This is a genomic window from Streptomyces sp. NPDC031132, from assembly GCF_055570595.1.
The window spans coordinates 14,248-31,950 of the sequence record NZ_JBVIGX010000045.1 but is presented as its reverse complement, the minus strand read 5'-3'; the positions used below and the strand labels follow the sequence as shown (position 1 = coordinate 31,950).

The window sequence follows — 17,703 nt, the reverse complement described above, 5'->3', positions numbered from 1 at the left end:
CCTCAAGCCCGTGCTTCCGTACCGGCGCTCGGCGCGGGTGCTCCGCCGGCCGGCTTGCGGGCCAGGAGGAGGCGCCAGCGGGGGGTTCCGTCGTCCCGTCGGCCGAAGGGCTCGAGGGGGAGGGTCTCCACCGTGAACCCGGCCGCGCGCAGGTCGGCGCGGACGCCGCCCAGCGCGAAGGTCCGGTAGTACATGACGAACGGCGGCCGCCACACGGCGTTGCGCACCCGCATCGCGGCGTCGAAGCCCGCCACCGCCCACCACACGGGCGACGTCGGCGGGATCGGTGCCCCGATCGGGAAGGCGAACACGCCGCCCGGGCGCAGGGCGGCGTGGACACCGGAGAAGAGGGCGGGCCGCTCGGCCGGCAGGAAGTGCCCGAAGGCCCCGAAGCTGACGGCCAGGTCGTACGAGCCGGCCAGCGCGGGCGGCAGCGCCCGCGCGTCGGCGCGTACGAGGTCGATGCGCTCGTCGGGGTGGGCCCGCGCGGCCTCGGCCAGCATGCCCGCGCTCAGGTCCACCCCGGTCACCCGGTCCCGGCACAGCCGCCGCAGCATCCCCAGCCCCGCGCCGGTCCCGCAGCACACGTCCAGCCCGGCCCCGAAGGAGCCCTCGTGCTGGGCGAGCGCCTCCTCCACCGCGTCGAGCATGCGGTCCGGGGTGCGGAAGGGGGTCTGGTCGAACTTGGGCGAGAGCAGGTCGTACCCGCGCTCGACGGACGAAAGGGCCTGCACGGCGAGCTCGCGGACGGTCGGTCCCTGGGAGGTGAACACGAGCCCAGCCTAATGACACGGACCCGCCGGCGCGGGCACGCATGAGACGGCGGCCGCGGTGGCTCCCCCTCCGGGCCACCGCGACCGCCGTCCTTGTCGTGCTCCCCCGTCGAACTCTCACGGGTCCCCCGTGACCCCGTGCCCCCATGACCCCCGGCGGGTTCCCCCGTGTCCCCCGCCGTCCCCCCGTGGGTCCCGGCCCCCCGTATCCCCCGTGGGGCCGTCCCCCCCGTCCCCCGTATCCCCCGTGGGACGTCTTACGGACGAGGACCGGACGCGTGGTTGTCCATCGCCACGATGTCCTCGCCCGAAGCGTGGTTGTCCTGCGGTTTGATCTCGATGCCGGAGGCGTGGTTGTCCATCGGCGTGATGTCGACGCCCGGTGCAAGGCTGTCGTCGAGCGGCTTGATCTCGATGCCGGACGCGTGGTTGTCCATCGGCTTGATGTCGCCGTCGTTCGGCAGGATGTTCTCGTTCGTCGTCATCGGTTCTCCTGATGGATGGGTCGGGCCCGTTCGGCGATTCCCCCGCGGACCGCCGAACGGGCGGTCCTCCAGCCGACTCTCGCGCCCCCCGACGCGGTGAGTCGATGTACCTATCGTGGCGGGCGGCGATAAACGAACGATGAATGCCTCGTTCATCCGCCGATCGGCGCAGCTCAGGCCGCGATTTCCGAAGCCAACAGGGCTTGCACCTCGGCCAGTTCGGCCGACTTCAGCTGCTTGAAGACGACCTCGGCATCCCGCCAGCACACCCGCGCCCGGTCCCGCTGCCCCAGCCTGCGCAGCGCCTTGCCCAGCACCGTCAGCACGGTCGCCCGGCGCCACTCCCCGCCGATTCCGCGCAGCGCGATGGCCTGCTCGGCGTGCGCGGCGGCCAGCGTGGGCCGGTGCGCGGCCAGGTGGGCCACGGCGAGCCGGAAGTGCGTCACGCCCTCCCACAGCGGCTGCCGGTTGTCGTGGAACAGCGACAGCGCCTCGGTGAGCTGGGACTGCGCCTCGCCGAGCCGGCCGGCCTGCGTGAGGGCGATGCCCAGCGCGTAGCGGCCGTTGGCCAGGCGCAGGGTCAGGCCCATCCGGTCGTATATGGCGATGCCCTGCTCGGCGAGGTCGATGGCGCTCGTCAGCCGGCCCAGTTCGACGTGGATCCGGGAGAGGTTGCACAGCGCGCTGGCCTCGCCGATGTGGTTGCCGTCGGCGCGGAAGTTCTCGATGGCCTCCAGCAGGTACCGCTCGCCGTCGGCGTGCCGGCCCTGGTAGAGGGCGATGATCCCGCGGTCGTTGGGCGCCCAGCAGCTGGGCAGCGGGTCGCCGGCCTCGCGGGCCAGGACCGTCGCCTGCCGTGCCTCGTCGTCGGCCTCGCCGAAGCGGCCCGCGACCAGGTGGACGTTGGTGAGCGTGGTCCGGGCCCGGCCCTCCGCGTGCGGGTCCTTCGCGGCGTGCGCGGCGTCGCGCAGGGCCACGGCGGCGGACTCGTACTGCTTGGAGTTGGCCCCCGACTCGGCGAGGTCCTTGGCCGCCCACAGGAGGTCGACCGCCCGGCGCAGTACGTCCGCCTGCCCGGTCGAGCGTACGGAGGCCTGCCGGACGCAGGCCAGCAGCGGGTCCGCCTCCGCGTAGAGCCAGTCCAGTGCGGCGCGCGGCTCGGCGAAGCGCAGGCCGGGGTAGTGGGTCGCGGACAGGTGCGCGGGGAGCCGGTCACCGGGGCGCTCCACCGCGTACACCGCGGAGGCGGTGGCGAGGTAGAAGTCCAGCAGCCGGTCCAGGGCGGCGTCCCGGCTGCTCGGCGGCTGCTCGTCGCGCTCGGCGCACGCACGCGCGTAGAGCCGTACGAGGTCGTGGAAGCGGTAGCGGCCGGGCGCGGCCGATTCGAGGAGGGAGCAGTCCACTAAGGCTTCGAGGAGGTCCTCGGTGTCGTACTCGGGCAGGTCGAGCACGGCGGCCGCGGCGGCCAGCGAGATGTCGGGCCCGTCGGCGAGGCCGAGGAGGCGGAACGCGCGCTGCTGCTCGGGCTCCAGCTGCCCGTAGCCGAGCTCGAAGGTGGCCTTGACGGCGAGGTCGCCGGCCTGGAGCTCGTCGAGGCGGCGGCGCTCGTCGGCGAGCTTCGCGGCGAGGACGGACACCGTCCAGGTGCGGCGGGCGGCCAGCCGGGAGGCGGCGATGCGGATGGCGAGCGGCAGGAAGCCGCAGGCGCCGACCACGTCGAGGGCGGCCTGGCGTTCGGCGCCGACCCGCTCCGCGCCCACGATCCGGGTGAACAGCTGGAGGGCCTCCTCGGGGCTCATCACGTCGAGGTCGACGAGATGGGCCCCGGCGAGGCCCGCCATGCGGACCCGGCTGGTGACGAGGGCCGCGCAGCCCGCGGTGCCCGGCAGCAGCGGGCGGACCTGGGCGGCGTCGCGGGCGTTGTCGAGCAGGACCAGGACCCGGCGGCCGTCGAGCGTGGAGCGGTACAGCGCGGCCCGCTCGGCGGCGCTGTCCGGGATGGCCGTGTCGGGGGTGCCCAGCGCGCGCAGGAACGAGCCGAGGACGGCGACGGGCTCGGCGGGCCGCGGCTCGGTGCCCTGGAGGTCGACGTAGAGCTGGCCGTCGGGGAAGTGCGGGCGGGCGGCGTGCGCGACGTGAACGGCGAGGGTGGTCTTGCCGACGCCGCCGATCCCGGCGAGCGCGGAGACGGCCATGACCTGGCCCCCGACGCCGGACAGGATCTCGCCGAGCTCGTTGACGAAGGTGGCGCGGCCGGTGAAGTCGGCGACGGTGGCGGGCAATTGGGCGGGCCTCACGTGTGCGGGCGTGGCGGCGGGGGCCGGGTCTTCGGCGCGGGCGAGTTCGGCGTCCGCGCGCAGGATGCGCTGCTGGAGCGCGGAGAGTTCGGGCCGGGGGTCGACGCCGAGTTCGTCGGCGAGGAGCCGGCGGGTGTCGGCGTACACGGCGAGCGCCTCGGCCTGCCGGCCGCTGCGGTACAGGGCGAGCATGAGGAGCTCGCGCAGGCGTTCCTGCAGCGGGTGCGCGGCGGTGAGGGCGGTGAGCTCCGAGACGGCCTCGGCGTGGTGGCCGAGCTCCAGGTCGAGGTCGAGGCGGGTCTCCAGCAGCTGGAGGTGCCATTCGGCGAGCCGGGTGCGCTCGGTCTCGGCGTGCGGTCCGGGGACCCCCGCGAGCGGTTCGCCGTCCCACAGGTCGAGGGCGCGGGCGAGCAGCGTACGGGCGAGGGTGCGGTCGCCGGCGGTGCGGGCCTGCTCGGCGTCGGCGGCGAGGCTGCGGGCGACGCCGAGGTCGAGGGCGCCGGTGGGGGTGCGGATGGCGTAGCCGCCGGACTCGCTGACGAGCATGCCGGGCGCGAGGACCTTGCGCAGGCGCGAGGCGTACGTACGGATGGTGGCGAGGGCCTGCTGCGGCGGGTCCTCGCCCCAGATGGCGTCGATCAGCTCGGGCGCGGTGGCGGTACGGCCGCCGCGCAGCAGGAGCGCGGCGAGCAGGGCGCGCTGCTGGGGGGTGCCGGAGGGCAGCGCCTCACCGCCGCGCCAGGCGCGGATGGGCCCGAGGACCGCGAAGCGGGTGCCGGTGGGGGCGGCGTGGGGGCGGGCGGCGTCGGGGTGGGCGTCGGAGGCGCCGGCCACGTCCGGCTCGGCGGCGGCCGTGGTGTCCGGCGTGCCGGCCGAAGCGACGGCCGGAGTAACGGCGTTGGCACCGTCCGCGGTGTCCGGCGGGTCGGCGGGGCTGCCGGGCCGGGCTCCCGCCGTGGCGGCCGGCGCGGCAGCGGAGTGGCGCCGGGCTGCCTCGGGGTGGTTCCGCTGGTGCGGGATGGCCGGTATGCCGTCCATCTGTCGTCCCCCCTGCCTTCCGTCGGTGTAAGGGCCAGTCTGCCCTGTCTTGCGCTTACCCGTCAGCCCGTGTCGGACCGATCACCTCCCAATCGCCGCCGAACTAGCTGACGGTTCGTCAGATTGACGCTACCGTGGGAGCCATGGAGACCTTCCCGAAGATCATCTCGGTGGACGACCACACGGTTGAGCCTCCCCACGTCTGGCGGGACCGGCTCCCGTCCAAGTACCAGGACACCGGCCCCCGGATCGTCCGCGCCCCCTTGAAGGAAATGACCTTCCTCGGCGGCAAGTTCGCCCCCGTGATGGGCGCCAAGGGGGACGACGGCCCGATCGGCGACTGGTGGGTCTACGAAGACCTGCACCGCCCCCTCACCCGGCTCGACACCGCCGTCGGCTACGACCGCGACGAGATCAAGCTGGAGGTGATCACGTACGAGCAGATGCGCCCGGGATCCTTCTCGGTTCCCGAGCGCCTCGCGGACATGGACGTCAACCACGTCCAGTCGGCGCTCTGCTTCCCGACCTTCCCCCGCTTCTGCGGCCAGACCTTCACCGAAGCCAAGGACCGCGAGCTCGGGCTGCTCGGCGTACGGGCGTACAACGACTGGATGGTGGAGGAGTGGTGCGGCCCGGACGCCCGCGGCCGGCTCATCCCGCTCACCCTCGTCCCGCTGTGGGACGCGCGGCTGGCCGCCGCCGAGGTCCGCCGCAACGCGGCGCGCGGCGTGCGTGCGGTCGCCTTCTCCGAGATACCCCCGCACCTGGGGCTGCCCTCCGTCCACACCGACGAGTGGGACCCCTTCCTCGAGGCGTGCAACGAGACCGGCACGGTCATCGCCATGCACATCGGCTCCTCGTCGCGCATGCCGTCCACCTCGGCGGACGCCCCGCCGGCGGTCGGCTCGACCATCACCTTCGCCAACTGCTGCTTCTCGATGGTCGACTGGCTGATGAGCGGCAAGTTCGAGCGCTTCCCGAACCTCAAGATCATGTACGCGGAGGGCCAGATCGGCTGGATCCCGTACATCCTGGAGCGCGCGAACGTGGTCTGGGAGGAGAACCGCGCCTGGGGCGGCGTCGCGGAGAAGGTGCTGCGCCCGCCGTCGGAGCTCTTCGCGGAGCACGTCTTCGGGTGCTTCTTCGACGACCCGTTCGGGCTGAAGAACCTGGACTCGATCGGCGTGGCCAACGTCCTCTACGAGACGGACTACCCGCACTCGGACTCGACGTGGCCCAAGTCCCGGGAGGTGGGGGAAGCCCAGATGTCCCACCTCGCGCCGGACGTGGTGGACCGCATCGTGCGCGGCAACGCGATCGACCTCCTCGGCCTGACGCCGGAAGGCCTGTGGGCGGGGGCCTAGCGGGTGTCCCACGGGTCCCCTTGCGGCGAAGGTGAACATCAAGGCATGCTTCGCCGGAGCAAAGTGGGAGGGGCGGTGGCGGTGGACAAGCGGACCGTGGTGACCGGGGTGTTGTGCGCGGTGGCGGCGCTGGGCGCGTCGGCTGCCATGACGAAGGTGGTGCCGGCTACGGAGGGCGGGTCGGGCACGCACGCAGAGGCGGCGGCCCCGGCGAGGCCCTCGCCGAGCCCGTCTTCGCGATCGCAAGCGGCGAAGCAGCCGCAGCTGAACACCTCGGGCACGCCCCGGCCGGGCAGCCCCGCCGCCTTCACCGGCGCCCTGTTCGAAGGCGGCGTGCAGGGTGACCACTTCTGCACCGCCACCGTGGTCCACAGCGCGGGGAAGAACCTGATCGTCACCGCCGGGCACTGCCTGCTCGCCGGGAAGGCCGGCGCCGGAGGAGCGATCTTCGCACCCGCGTACGCGAACGGCGGCGCCCCGTACGGAGCCTGGACGATCGAGGAGGTCTTCGAGGACCCCCGCTGGGCCGACGACACGGACGACGACTACGACCTGGCCTTCGCCCGCCTCGCCCCGGACGCCGCGGGCCGCAACATCGAGGACGTCACGGGCGCGGCCACCCTGGACACCACGGGCCGCACGGGCGAGGAGATCACCGTCACCGGCTACCCGGCGGACCGCAAGGTCCCGCGGACGTGCACGGCATCGGCGGTCCGCGAGACCGAGACGGAGCAGCGCTTCGACTGCGCGGACTTCCCGGGCGGCACGAGCGGCAGCGCCTGGCTCGCGAAGGACGGCAAGATCATCGGCATCCTCACGGGCGGCGACACGGACGACGTCTCGACGAGCACGATCCTGGGCGAGTACGCGGCGACGCTGTACGCGAAGGCGACCTCCGCGGCCCCCTGAGCTGCGGCGCCCGGCTCAGGGGCGCTCGCCGAGCACGTCGAGATAGTGCGCGTTGTACATGAAGCCCAAGACGTTGCCGAACGGGTCGACCACCGAGGCCGTGACGAAGCCCGGTCCGCGCTCGGTGGGCGGCTCGTACTGCTCCGCGCCCATGGACAGCAGCTTCGCGAGCGTCGCGTCGACGTCGTCGACGTGCCAGTACACGACGGCTCCGCCCGGCGCGGCGGGCGCGCCGGCGGGCGCGTGGCGCCGGTCGATCAGCCCGAGCTCGTGCTGGTAGTCGCCGAGCCGGAACTCGGCGTAGCCCGGCCGCTCGAAGTAGGGACCGGTGCCGAGGAGTTCGGTGTACCAGGCCTTGGCCGCGTCCAGATCGGCGGCCCAGAAACTGACGGTGGTCAGACCTCGCAACATGGGAGCTCCTCGGCTTGCTCGCTGGCAGTGCCAGGACTCTAGCCGCGGTGTAGGTCAGAACCTGTCCTCATTGCCCCGTGGCGGCGTCAGACCACGAGCCCGAGGTGGACCGGCTCGGCCGGCACGTCGGCCAGCAGCTCCGCGAGCCGCGGCGGCCACAGCGGCTCCCCGAGCGAAGCCAGGGCCTGCTGCGAGAGCCAGCGCCAGTGCGCGTCGGGCGATTCCGGGACGGGGTCGCGGCGCGGGCCGGTGGTGACGTAGATGTGCTCGTGCTGGCGGACGGGGATCCCCTCGTGGGTGAAATCGTGCTCCCAGGTGCAGAGCAGCCGCTGCGGCTCGAGGTCGGTCCACCCGGTCTCCTCCCGCAACTCCCGCCGCACGCACTCCTCGGGAGTCTCGCCGGGATCGATCCCCCCGCCGGGCGGCAGCCAGTGGATCCCGACCTCGATGTTGTTCTCACGGAAGAGGAACACCGAACCGGTCGGGGAGAGGATGACAATGCGGGCTGCCTGCCTGGGAGTTCTCATCAGATCAGCGTACGACGGGGGGCGGGTTCTGTGCAGGTGGCGGCGGGGGTGAGTGGGGGCGGGGGCGGGGTCGGTGTGCTCGGTGTCGGGTGGCCGGTCGGGATACCGGGCGGGGTCCGTGTACTCGGGGTCGGGAGTGTCTGGCGGGATGCCGGGGGCGGGGTCTGTCGACTCGGCGTCGGTGTGTGTCCGGGGGCGTCCCGTCAGTCCACTGTCCTTCCGGTGCGGTCCGGGCCGTCAAGGGCGCTCCTTCGTCGCGTCGCTTCGCGATGGCCTGCGGCCACCCTTGACTGCCCGGCCCACCCCGGAAAGACGAAGACTGTCGGGAAGCCCCCGAAGGATGGCCGGGGGGTTCGGATTCCGACCTGCCCAGATCAGAGATGCCGAGCAGGGGCCCCCGGTCATCCGGAGTCCGCTCACCAGGACCACCGAGCAGGAGCAGGATGGGGCGCCGGGGAGGGAACGGTCCTCTGAAGGGCCCATAGAAAGCCCTTTCCGGACCCCGGCAGGGTCAACCTGCACCAGACGGCGATGAGATGACGATGCAGTGAGGGGTGGGCCCGTGGACGCCCCATATCGCTACGTGCTCCTCATCTCTCGGCGTCCTGCGGCCGTCTGGGGCTGGACACGCTCCACCACAGCGACTTCCGAGAACTCCCGGAGGAAAGTCATGTGTCCGGTGCGGCCGGTGTGCTCGATACACATGTCGGAGCACACGTCCGCGTTTCCGGTCGGGGCGGAAGCCCAGTGACAGTCAGGGTTCAGGCACCGTGCTGTTGCGGTGGTCTCAGCGGAGGGGTGGCGGCGCATCACATAGGTGACGTATCGGAGTACGGCTTTCCCGCTCATGCTGTTACCTGGCTGTGGGGGTGGTTGCGCAGCTCGGCGCTCTGTACCGCTACGGCGGACAGGTTGCCGACGTCCCAGGCGATCTTTCGGTCACTGTCCAGCGCGCGGCAGACCCCACATCCGGGCACGGGCACCGGTTCGAGCGATTCTGTCCGTGGCATCTGCTCTTCTGCTGTGGCCATGCCGCACCTTTCTGCGTCGTCTGCCGGACGATGCGATGCTGGCCCACCCTTCAGGACGTATCTCCCCATGTTGTACGGACAGTTGAGACGTCCGGCAGTAGTGTGCATAAAAGGCCCAAACGTCCCTGGGGGATCCCTTGAACACGGCGTTACGAGACGCTATGGCGGAAGCGAGGGTGACTCCCCGGCAACTCGCATCCCGAGTGGGCGTCACCGTGAAGAGCGTGGAACGCTGGATCGCTGATGAGAAGCTCACGCCGCACGCGCGAAACCGGCTGGACACGTGCCGGGTGTTGGGAGTGGACGAACAGATGATCTGGCCTGAGGCAGTGACCACCCGCGTCAAAGTCGGCAACGACCGGGAGCTGGTCCACTCCTACCCTTACCGGTCCGCGTGCCCCTCCACCGTCTGGACCCGGCTGGTCGACGACACCACGAAGGACATGCTCCTCAGCGGGTACACGAACTACTTCTTCTGGACTCAAGTCCCGGACTTCGCCGGCATCGTCCGCCGGAAGGTCGAAAACGGGTGCCGCGTGCGGTTCCTGATCGGCGACCCCGAGGGAGAGATCACGCGCCAGCGGGAGATGGTCGAAGCGGCAGCGCTCACCGTCTCCACGCGTATCCGGATCACCCTGGAACACCTGAACCGCCTCGCCCCGCTCCAAGGACTGGAAGCGAGATTCAGCGCCGCTTCAGATGCCGTGAACCACGTGGGTCTCAGCGTCTTCCGGTTCGACGCCGATGCGTTGGTGACACCCCACTTGGCGCGTGTCATCGGACACGACTCGCCCATGCTCCATCTCCGTCGGCAGGGCGACGGCGGAATGTTCGACAGGTTCAGTGACCACGCCGAAGAACTGTGGGAGCGCGGACTCCCCGTCCCCTAGGGCCGCCAGCCCGCCCGCTGTTCGCCGCGAGGCGACTCGAGGTGTGCAGCGCGCGTGGGCGGCCTATGTCCCACCCAAGACGGCCGTCGGACGCCGAGAGGTGAGGAGCGCGTAGCGATCTGGTGCGTCCACGGGCTCACCCCTGCCGACAGGGGCATCTGGTCGCTGTCTGGTGCAGGTTGACCCTGCCTGGGCGCGGAAAGGGCTTCATCTGGGCCCTTCAGGGGACCGTGCCCTCCCTGGGGCCCCATCCCGCTCCGCCTGGGTGGTCCCGGGGACTGATTCCGGATGACAGGGGCCGCCGGTCAGCATCTCTGATCTGGGCTGGACCGGATCCGAACCCCCCGGCCATCCTTCGGGGGCTTCCCGACAGTCTTCGTCTTTCCGGGGTGGGCCGGGCAGTCAAGGGTGGCCGAAGGCCATCGCGAAGCGACGCGACGAAGGAGCGCCCTTGACGGCCCGGACCGCACCGGAAGGACAGTGGACTGACGGGACGCCCCCGGACACTCACCGACGCCGAGTCGACAGACCCTGCCCCCGGCATCCCGCCAGACACTCCCGCCGCCGAGTACACGGACCCCGCCGCCCACGTCTCGGCCCGACGCCTCCGCCGCCGAGTACACGGACCCCGACCAGGGGGCCCCGCCCGGCCCCCCGGCCCCCCGGCCCCCCGGCCCCCCCGCCCCCCTCACCCCGCCTGCAGTGCCAGCGTCGGGGACAGGCGGGCTGCGCGGACTGCCGGGTAGAGGCCTGCCAGGGTGCCTATCGCCAGGGTTGAGGCGAAGCCGCCCGTCACCGCCCAGAGGGGGACCACCCAGGGGAGGTCACCCGCGCGGGCGTAGGCCGCCGTGGCCGCCGCGCCGAGGGCGATGCCCGCCAGGCCGCCGAGGCCCGACAGGAGCAGGGACTCCGTGACGAACTGGATGCGCACCTGGCCCTTGGTCGCGCCCAGCGAGCGGCGCAGGCCGATCTCGTGGCGGCGTTCCAGGACCGAGATGATCATGGTGTTCGCGACGCCGACCCCGCCCACCAGCAGGGCGATCCCGCCCAGCCCCAGCAGCAGCGTGCTGAAGGCGCCCTCCGTGGCCGCCTTCGCCTGGAGCGCCGCCGACGGGTCCGTCACCGAGACCGTGCTCGGGGACTGCGGGTTGGCCGTCGGGGCGATCAGGCTGCGGACCGCCGCCACGCGGTCGTCCGCCGAGCGCTCGTACACCGCAGTCGGGTGGCCGTCGAAGCCGAGCAGCTGCTCCGCCGCCTCCCAGCCGATCAGCGCCGAGCGTTCGATCTCCGGGGCCAGCGGGATCGGGTCCAGGATGCCGATGACCGTGAAGTACCGGCCGCCGATGAACACCTGCTGCCCCGGCCCGGTGATGCCCAGCCGCTCCGCCGAGACGTTCCCCAGCACCACCGACGGGTAGCGTCCGGTGGCCCCGTTCAGCCACGTCCCCTTCTGCATCCGGGCGCGCAGCACCTCCAGCAGGTCGTCCTTCGCCGCCTTGAGGCCGATGCCGCCCGTCTCCTCCTTCGGGATGTTCTCCGATCGCCGTACGGACTGCGCGACGTCGCCCGTCGTACCCACCGACTCGACCCCCTCGATACGGGAGATCATGCCCGGGGCCTCCTTCGGCAGCTTCGTGTCCTGCCCCGAGAACATCGACTGGCCCGGCGTCGCCACCAGCATGTTCGTGCCCAGCTTGTCGAGCTCCCGCAGGAGCTTGGCCTGGCTGGACGAGGACACCCCGACCACCGCGATCATCGTCGCGATGCCGATCGCGATCCCCAGCGCGGACAGGAACACCCGCATCGGGCGCGAGCGCAGCCCCGCCGAGCCGACGTGCAGGACGTCGCGGGGGCCGAGGCGGGAAGGGGTCAGTTTCCTGGAGGCCCTCATCGTGTCACCGCTCCCGCCCGGGCCGTGTTCCACACGTCCGCCACGATCTCCCCGTCCCGGATCCGCACCTGCCGCGGCAGGCTCGCCGCGATCTCCTGGTCGTGGGTGATCACGGCGATGGTGGCCCCGTCCGCGTTCAGCTCGTGCAGCAGCTCCATCACCGACTGCCCCGACGCCGAGTCCAGTGCGCCCGTCGGCTCGTCGGCCAGCAGCAGGTCCGGTTCGCCGGCCACCGCCCGGGCGATCGCCACGCGCTGTTTCTGCCCGCCCGACAGCTCGTGCGGCCGGTGCTCCGTCCGGTCCCCGAGGCCGACCCGCTCCAGCGCCCGCGCCGCCCGGCGGCCGCGCTCGGCCCGCGAGAGGCCGGAGTACAGCAGCCCCTCGGCGACGTTCGCCTGCGCGCTGATGCCCGGTACGAGGTGGAAGGACTGGAAGACGAAGCCGACATGGCGTGAGCGCAGTGCCGACAGGACGCGGTCGGAGAGCGCCGCGATGTCGTGCCCGGCGATGGCGACCGCGCCGGCGCTCGGGCGGTCGAGGGTGCCGACGATGTGCAGCAGGGTGGACTTCCCGGAGCCGGACGGGCCGACGATGGCGAGGAGTTCGCCGGTCAGGACCGTGAGGTCCACCCCGCGCAGGGCCTTGACCCCGCCCGGGTACTCCTTGGTGACGCCCGCCAGCTCCACGACGGCGCGGGCGTGCCGGTTCTCTGCGGTGGCCACTGTCGTCGTCACTGCTTCGGGATCCCCACCTGCATGCCCTCCTTGAGGGCGTCCCCCTTGACCTCGACGCGGCCCTGCCCGAACATGCCGAGCTCGACCGGGACGTCACGGACCGCGCCGTTCTCGACGACCTGTACGCCGAAGCCGCCGCCGGACAGCGCGAGGAGCGCGTTGACCGGTACGGAGAGCACGCCCTTGCGGGTCTCGCCGGTCAGCCGGATCGAGACGGGGGACCGGTCCGGGCCCTTGATCTCGGAGGCGTGGTCGAGGGAGACGTTCACCTCGACCTTCGGCTTCCCGCCACCGCCACCGCCACCGCCTCCACCACTGCCGGAGCCGCCCCCGCCGCCGTTCGGGTCGTCCGGGTTCGCCGTGCTGCCCACCGAGTCGATCTTCCCGGTCGCCGTGGCGCCGCCCGGCAGGTTCACGGTGACCTTGTCGCCGGTCTTCGCCGCGCCCGCCTTGGCCACGTCCAACTGGAACCGGACCATCCGTTCTGTTCCGGTCAGGGTCAGCACCGGCTTGCCCGGCGCCGGCTCGTCGCCGACCGCCGTGTCGTTCTTCTGCACCCGCTGCGGCCCGGCCGCGAAGGCGATGTCGTCCTTGCCGACCTCGCCCGTCTCCGCCGCCTTGTGCGCCTTCTGCCAGCGCTTGACCGCCGTCGCCGTGCCCGCCGTGAAGGTGCCGTCCTCCGGATCGAGCCCGGTCCCGTACCCGAGGGCCTGGAGGTTGCGCTTGAGCTGTTTGACGTCCTCGCCCTTGTCCCCGGTCTTCATCGGCCGGTACACGGGCGTGCTCCCGTACATGAGCCGCACCGGCTTGCCGTTGACCTCGTACAGCTTCCCGTCCCGCTCGATCGCCGTACCGGCGCCCGCCACCCAGGTCAGCACCCCGGGGCCGCCCGCGGCGAGCTTGCGCTCCTGCGCGTAGCCGAGGGTGCCCTCCACGGTGAGCCCGGAGCTGAGGTCCCCGCGCGTGACCGGTGCCGTCTGCTGCGGCAGCCCGTCCGCGCGCCGGTCCTTCGAACCGTCGGAGTCCCCGCGCGGCTGGGCCGTCACCGCGTACCCGCCGCCCGAGACGGCGAGTACGACGGCCAGCGAGCCCAGCAGCCACTTGCCGCGCCGCCTCACGCGGCTTCGCACTTCTTCTGGGCCTCCTCGAAGGCCTTCTCCTGGCCCTCGGGGATCTTGGTCGCGCTCATCGCGCTCCCGTTGAACTCCGGGTCGGGGATGTTCACTCCGTTGTCCCGCATGCACTTGGCCCACTTCAGGGCCTTGTCCTTCTGCTCCTGCGACAGCTGGCCCGTGCCGGGGGCCTGCATCCCGCACGCCTCGAAGGCCTTCTTCAGCGTCTCCGGGTCCTCGCTGCCCGAGCCGAGCGTCATGCCGCGCGGGTCCTGGCCGGGCTCCGGGTCGGGCGCGTCCATCCCGTGCTCGCGCAGGCACTTGCGCGTCTTGAGCGCCTTGTCGGCATCCGCGCCGCTGGTCGTGCCGCTGCCGCTGCCGCCGCCGCTCGACGCGTTGTTCTTCGTCGAGTCGTCCTTCTTCCCGTCTTTGCCGTCCGAACCGACACCGCCCGTGCACGCGGTGACGAAGAGGGTCAGCCCGGTGAGGGCGGCGGCCGTGGTCATGGTCATGGATCGCTTCATGCGCCAGACCCTGCACGAGAGGCGGGTTTCGCTTCCCTCTCCGATCTTGCTTATGACGAGGAAATACGAGATTCCGGTAAAGAGGGCGGCATGCGAGTTCTGGTGGTGGAGGACGAGGAATTCCTCCGGGAGATGATCGCCGACGGTCTGCGCCGCGACGCGCTGGCCGTCGACGAGGCGGGCGACGGCCTCGAGGCGCTGCGGCGCCTGCGCCTCGGCGAGTACGACGTCCTCGTCCTCGACCGCGACCTGCCCGGCCTGCACGGCGACGAGGTCTGCCGGCAGGTGGTGCGCGAGCGGCTGCCGCCCCGCGTCCTGATGCTGACCGCCTCCGGGACCGTACGGGACCGGGTCGAGGGGCTCGGTCTCGGCGCCGACGACTACCTGACCAAGCCCTTCGCGTACGACGAGCTCCTCGCCCGCGTCCTGGCGCTGGGCCGGCGGGCCCGGCCGGCCCTGCCGCCGGTGCTGGAGCGCTGCGGGATCGCCGTCGACACGGCCCGCAGGACCGCGACCCGCGACGGGCACCGGCTCGCGCTGTCCCGGAAGGAGTTCGCCGTGCTCGAGGCGCTGCTGCGGGCCGAGGGCGCCGTGCTCGGCAACGACGACCTGATCGAGCGGGTGTGGGAGGAGGACACCTCGTACAGCACGAATGCCGTACGGGTGACCCTCAGCAAGCTGCGGGCCAAACTGGGCGAGCCTGCGCTGATCGAGACCGTGCCGGGGGCCGGCTACCGGATCGCCGGTCCGGGCACGGGCCCCGGCTCCGCCGAGATCGCCGATCCGCGATGAGAGCAGTGCTCCATTCCGAGCGCGCCCGTCTCACCGCGCTCTACGGCTCGCTGCTCGTCCTCGCCGGCGGCGGCCTGATCGCCCTGATCAACATCCTGCTGCGCGGCGGCCTCTACACCCGCATCAGCGGGGCCGTCACCACCGCCGTCCCCGGCACCGCCTTCGAACGCGCCGCCGTCGAAGGCCAACCGCTCAAGGCCGTCCCCGCCCAGCGGCTCCCGCCCGGCGCCGCCACGCCCACCCGGGAGCAGCTCCAGACGTGGGCCGTGACCCGCAACCTCTCCACCGCCGTCGAGTCCGCCACCCTCCACGAGCTGCTGATCGTCTCGCTCATCGCCCTCGCCGTGTTCGCCGTACCGTCGATCTGGCTGGCCTGGTGGATGGCCGGGCGGGTGCTGCGCCCCGTCGGCGTCATCACCGAGACGGCCCGCCGCCTTTCGGGGGAGAACCTGCACGAGCGGATCGGCCTCGAGGCCCCGCCCGGCGAGCTGAAGCGGCTGGCCGACACGTTCGACGGCATGCTCGACCGGATGGAGAGCCTGGTGGGCGCGCAGCGCCGGTTCGCCGCCAACGCCGCCCACGAGCTGCGCACCCCGCTCGCCGTCCAGCGGGCGGCCGCCGAGATCGGGCTGGCCGGGGACCCGCCACCGGAGAAGGTGGCCCGGATCCGCTCCAAGCTGATCGGCGTCGCCGACTCCAGCGAGCACCTCATCGAGTCGCTGCTGCTGCTCGCGGTGTCGGAGGAGGGCTTGGAGACCACGGCCCCGGTGGACCTGGCGGCCCTGGTCGAAGCCGAACTCGCGGAGGCCGCCCAGGCCGAGGCGGACCCGGAGCCCGGCCCTGCCGCTGCGGCTGCCCCGGTCGTCGTACGCAGCCTCGCGCCGCTGGTCGTGACCGGCGACCGGGCTCTGCTGGGCCATCTGGTGCGGAACCTGCTCGGCAACGCCGTACGCCACAACCGGCCGGACGGCCGGATCAGCGTGGCGACCTCCGCCGACGGGGTGCTGACGGTGTCCAACACCGGCCCGGTGATCGATCCCGCCGATGTGCCGCGGCTGCTGGAGCCGTTCCGGCGGCGGGCCGAGCGGCAGCACACCGCGGGCGAGGGCGCGGGCCTCGGGCTCTCCATCGTGGGCTCGATCGCGCGGGCGCACGGCGCGAAGCTGGTGGCGCGGGCCAATCCGGCTCCCGGCGGCGGACTGACCGTCAGGGTCCGCTTTCCGGTGGGACCCGCGCCGCTCCGGCCGCGGCCTCAGGAGTCCTGAATGATCCCATGTGTACCGTCGGAGGCATGAGCAAGCACCCCCGCGCCCGCTCCCGCAGTCCCCACACGTACCGCGCCGTCCGCTCGCCCCGACGGGTCGCCGTCGCCGTCGCCGCCGCCCTGGGCCTGTCGGCCTTCGGGGCCGGATGGGCGTACACGGCCCAGGACGACAACTCCGGCGCCACGGCCCAGGCCCGGACCGGCGACCGCCCGGGGGGCGCGGCTGCCGTGGCCGGCGCCGCCAAGCCCACGAAGCCCACCAAGCCCACCGGCTCCGCCGACCCCGCAGGCGATGCCCGCGCCGCCCGCGAGGTACGCGGCGCCCCCGGAGCGCCGGCGGCATCCGGCGCACCGGGAGCCCCGGGCGCCCCCGGCGCCGCCGCGACCCCGGACGATCCCGCCCAAGGCCTGGACGGCGTCAGCGACGAGACCCGGGCCAGGATCCCGGCCACCGCCCGCCAGCTCCTCCTCGTCTCCGGCAAGGCGAGGGACTCCTCGGAGTCCACCGCGACCCTCTACACCCGGCCGGCGGCCGGCGCCGGCTGGGTCCGGGCCACCGAGGGCTGGCCCGCGCACAACGGCGCCAGCGGCTGGAACTCCGCCGAACGCGAGGACGGGGACCTCACCACCCCCGTGGGCGTGTTCACCCTGAGCGACGCCGGCGGTCTGCTGGAGAAGCCGCCGGGCACGAAGTTCCCGTACGACCACAACCGGCTCTTCGTCCCCACCGGCCGGGGCGTGAACGGCGAGTCCCTCGCGGGCGCCTTCGAGTACGTCATCGCGATCGACTACAACCGCCGTACGGGGGTCTCCCCGCTGGACCTGTTCAAGCCGGAGGGCGAGGACAAGGGCGGCGGCATCTGGCTCCACGTCGACCACAACGGCCCCTCGCAGGGCTGCATCGGCATCTCGAAGGAGGCCATGAAGAAGCTCCTGACCACCCTGGACCCGGCGGCGAAGCCGGTCATCGTGATGGGACCGGCAGGCTTCTGAGCGGCCGGTCGCCGACCGGTACGGCGCGCCCGCGCAGCAGCAGCCCGATGTACGCCAGGTCGAAGACGCTGCACATGACGCCGAGCCCGAGGACGAACGGCGAGTCCTCGAGGACCCCGAAGAGCAGGGTCGGGGCGAGCGTCCCCAGCCACTTCGCGACGGCGATGACGAGGGACTGCCCGCGCGGCCCGCGCCGGTCGGCGTAGAGGGCGATGAAGAGTCCGGACATCAGCAGGTTCTGCAGGAACGCGGAGTACCGGCTCGCGTCGTGCGTCCCGAAGTGGGCGAGGAACAGCCACTGCACGGCGAAGCCGGTGCCGAACACGAGCACGCTCCACGCCGCGAAGAGCGGCCGCGTCACGAACTCGGGCAGCTCGGCCCGCCCGAAGCGCAGGTACGTCCAGATGATCGCGATGTCCGCGACCGCCCACACGACGTTGACGATCCCCTGCGCGGAGACCCTGCTCGTGAACTCGCCCGCGGCGTAGGTCACCTCCCACGCGAAGTTCAGCGCGAGCGCGGCCACCGGCATCGCATACGTCCGGTCCCGCAGCCCGACCCGGATCGCCTCCACGTACACGACGGTCCACGCCACGCCGCTGACCAGCGTCAGAAAGAGATCCACGCGCCGCACCCTAGCCAACGCGCCCCTCCCGGCACATCCCCCG

The 17,703-nt window shown here is 72.5% G+C and carries 17 protein-coding genes; 6 read left to right on the top strand and 11 right to left on the bottom strand.

Going from position 1 to position 17,703, the window contains the following annotated elements; all coding sequences use genetic code 11:
- Window positions 1–2: 2 nt before the first annotated feature.
- The 3 genes from ACZ49B_RS35395 to afsR all read right to left on the bottom strand — a co-directional run bounded on the left by ACZ49B_RS35395 (window position 3) and on the right by afsR (window position 4,593).
- Window positions 3–773 (bottom strand): methyltransferase domain-containing protein, encoded by a 771-nt coding sequence (locus ACZ49B_RS35395; RefSeq protein ID WP_468314350.1) that lies wholly within the window; start codon window positions 771–773, stop codon window positions 3–5.
- Between the two features lie 257 nt (window positions 774–1,030).
- Entirely contained in the window at window positions 1,031–1,258 is a 228-nt protein-coding gene (locus ACZ49B_RS35390) for a hypothetical protein (protein WP_468314347.1), read from the bottom strand.
- A gap of 173 nt (window positions 1,259–1,431) precedes the next feature.
- Window positions 1,432–4,593 carry an SARP-family global regulator AfsR gene (gene afsR, locus ACZ49B_RS35385; RefSeq protein ID WP_468314345.1) on the bottom strand — a complete coding sequence of 1,054 codons (3,162 nt, stop codon included), beginning with the start codon at window positions 4,591–4,593 and terminating at the stop codon, window positions 1,432–1,434.
- A 143-nt stretch (window positions 4,594–4,736) separates the two neighbouring features.
- On the opposite strand from afsR, the gene ACZ49B_RS35380 reads away from it, so the two are divergent.
- Together ACZ49B_RS35380 and ACZ49B_RS35375 are read left to right on the top strand one after the other, a co-directional pair.
- Complete coding sequence (locus ACZ49B_RS35380; protein ID WP_468314342.1) at window positions 4,737–5,957, top strand: amidohydrolase family protein; 1,221 nt, start codon at window positions 4,737–4,739, stop codon at window positions 5,955–5,957.
- Window positions 5,958–6,002: 45 nt separating this feature from the next.
- A complete protein-coding gene (locus ACZ49B_RS35375) occupies window positions 6,003–6,866 on the top strand; it encodes a trypsin-like serine peptidase (RefSeq protein ID WP_468314338.1) in 864 nt (287 codons plus the stop codon).
- A 15-nt stretch (window positions 6,867–6,881) separates the two neighbouring features.
- Here the strand turns inward: ACZ49B_RS35375 and ACZ49B_RS35370 are convergent, their stop codons facing one another.
- The 3 genes from ACZ49B_RS35370 to ACZ49B_RS35360 all read right to left on the bottom strand — a co-directional run bounded on the left by ACZ49B_RS35370 (window position 6,882) and on the right by ACZ49B_RS35360 (window position 8,653).
- Window positions 6,882–7,277: a VOC family protein gene (locus ACZ49B_RS35370; RefSeq protein WP_468314335.1), complete on the bottom strand. Its 396-nt coding sequence runs from the start codon at window positions 7,275–7,277 to the stop codon at window positions 6,882–6,884.
- A gap of 86 nt (window positions 7,278–7,363) precedes the next feature.
- Complete coding sequence (locus tag ACZ49B_RS35365; RefSeq protein WP_468314332.1) at window positions 7,364–7,804, bottom strand: NUDIX hydrolase; 441 nt, start codon at window positions 7,802–7,804, stop codon at window positions 7,364–7,366.
- Between the two features lie 579 nt (window positions 7,805–8,383).
- Window positions 8,384–8,653, bottom strand: coding sequence for a DUF7848 domain-containing protein (locus tag ACZ49B_RS35360; RefSeq protein WP_468314330.1), 270 nt, complete (start codon window positions 8,651–8,653; stop codon window positions 8,384–8,386).
- Window positions 8,654–9,059: 406 nt separating this feature from the next.
- Here ACZ49B_RS35360 and ACZ49B_RS35355 point away from each other — a divergent pair, with 406 nt between their 5' ends.
- Window positions 9,060–9,725, top strand: coding sequence for an XRE family transcriptional regulator (locus tag ACZ49B_RS35355; RefSeq protein ID WP_468314328.1), 666 nt, complete (start codon window positions 9,060–9,062; stop codon window positions 9,723–9,725).
- A 688-nt stretch (window positions 9,726–10,413) separates the two neighbouring features.
- Here the strand turns inward: ACZ49B_RS35355 and ACZ49B_RS35350 are convergent.
- The 4 genes from ACZ49B_RS35350 to ACZ49B_RS35335 are packed head-to-tail and all read right to left on the bottom strand — an operon-like array spanning window position 10,414 to window position 13,974.
- A complete protein-coding gene (locus ACZ49B_RS35350) occupies window positions 10,414–11,616 on the bottom strand; it encodes an ABC transporter permease (protein ID WP_468314325.1) in 1,203 nt (400 codons plus the stop codon).
- On the bottom strand, window positions 11,613–12,350 hold the full coding sequence (locus ACZ49B_RS35345) for an ABC transporter ATP-binding protein (protein WP_468314322.1): 738 nt from the start codon (window positions 12,348–12,350) through the stop codon (window positions 11,613–11,615). Before ACZ49B_RS35345 ends, ACZ49B_RS35350 begins: the two co-directional genes overlap by 4 nt.
- Window positions 12,347–13,480, bottom strand: coding sequence for a peptidoglycan-binding protein (locus tag ACZ49B_RS35340; RefSeq protein WP_468314320.1), 1,134 nt, complete (start codon window positions 13,478–13,480; stop codon window positions 12,347–12,349). Before ACZ49B_RS35340 ends, ACZ49B_RS35345 begins: the two co-directional genes overlap by 4 nt.
- On the bottom strand, window positions 13,465–13,974 hold the full coding sequence (locus ACZ49B_RS35335) for a hypothetical protein (protein ID WP_468314317.1): 510 nt from the start codon (window positions 13,972–13,974) through the stop codon (window positions 13,465–13,467). Before ACZ49B_RS35335 ends, ACZ49B_RS35340 begins: the two co-directional genes overlap by 16 nt.
- A 102-nt stretch (window positions 13,975–14,076) precedes the next feature.
- Between ACZ49B_RS35335 and ACZ49B_RS35330 the strand changes: the two genes are divergently transcribed.
- From ACZ49B_RS35330 to ACZ49B_RS35320, 3 genes are read left to right on the top strand one after another with little or no spacing between them, the layout of a single operon-like run.
- Window positions 14,077–14,778, top strand: a complete 702-nt coding sequence (locus ACZ49B_RS35330) for a response regulator transcription factor (protein ID WP_468314313.1) — start codon at window positions 14,077–14,079, stop codon at window positions 14,776–14,778.
- Between the two features lie 5 nt (window positions 14,779–14,783).
- Complete coding sequence (locus ACZ49B_RS35325) at window positions 14,784–16,043, top strand: sensor histidine kinase (RefSeq protein ID WP_468314310.1); 1,260 nt, start codon at window positions 14,784–14,786, stop codon at window positions 16,041–16,043.
- A 26-nt stretch (window positions 16,044–16,069) separates the two neighbouring features.
- A complete protein-coding gene (locus tag ACZ49B_RS35320; protein WP_468314306.1) occupies window positions 16,070–17,035 on the top strand; it encodes a L,D-transpeptidase family protein in 966 nt (321 codons plus the stop codon).
- Here ACZ49B_RS35320 and ACZ49B_RS35315 read toward each other — a convergent pair.
- Window positions 17,007–17,660, bottom strand: coding sequence for a transmembrane-type terpene cyclase (locus ACZ49B_RS35315; protein ID WP_468314304.1), 654 nt, complete (start codon window positions 17,658–17,660; stop codon window positions 17,007–17,009). The two genes, ACZ49B_RS35320 and ACZ49B_RS35315, sit on opposite strands and share 29 nt — an antisense overlap.
- Window positions 17,661–17,703: the final 43 nt, after the last annotated feature.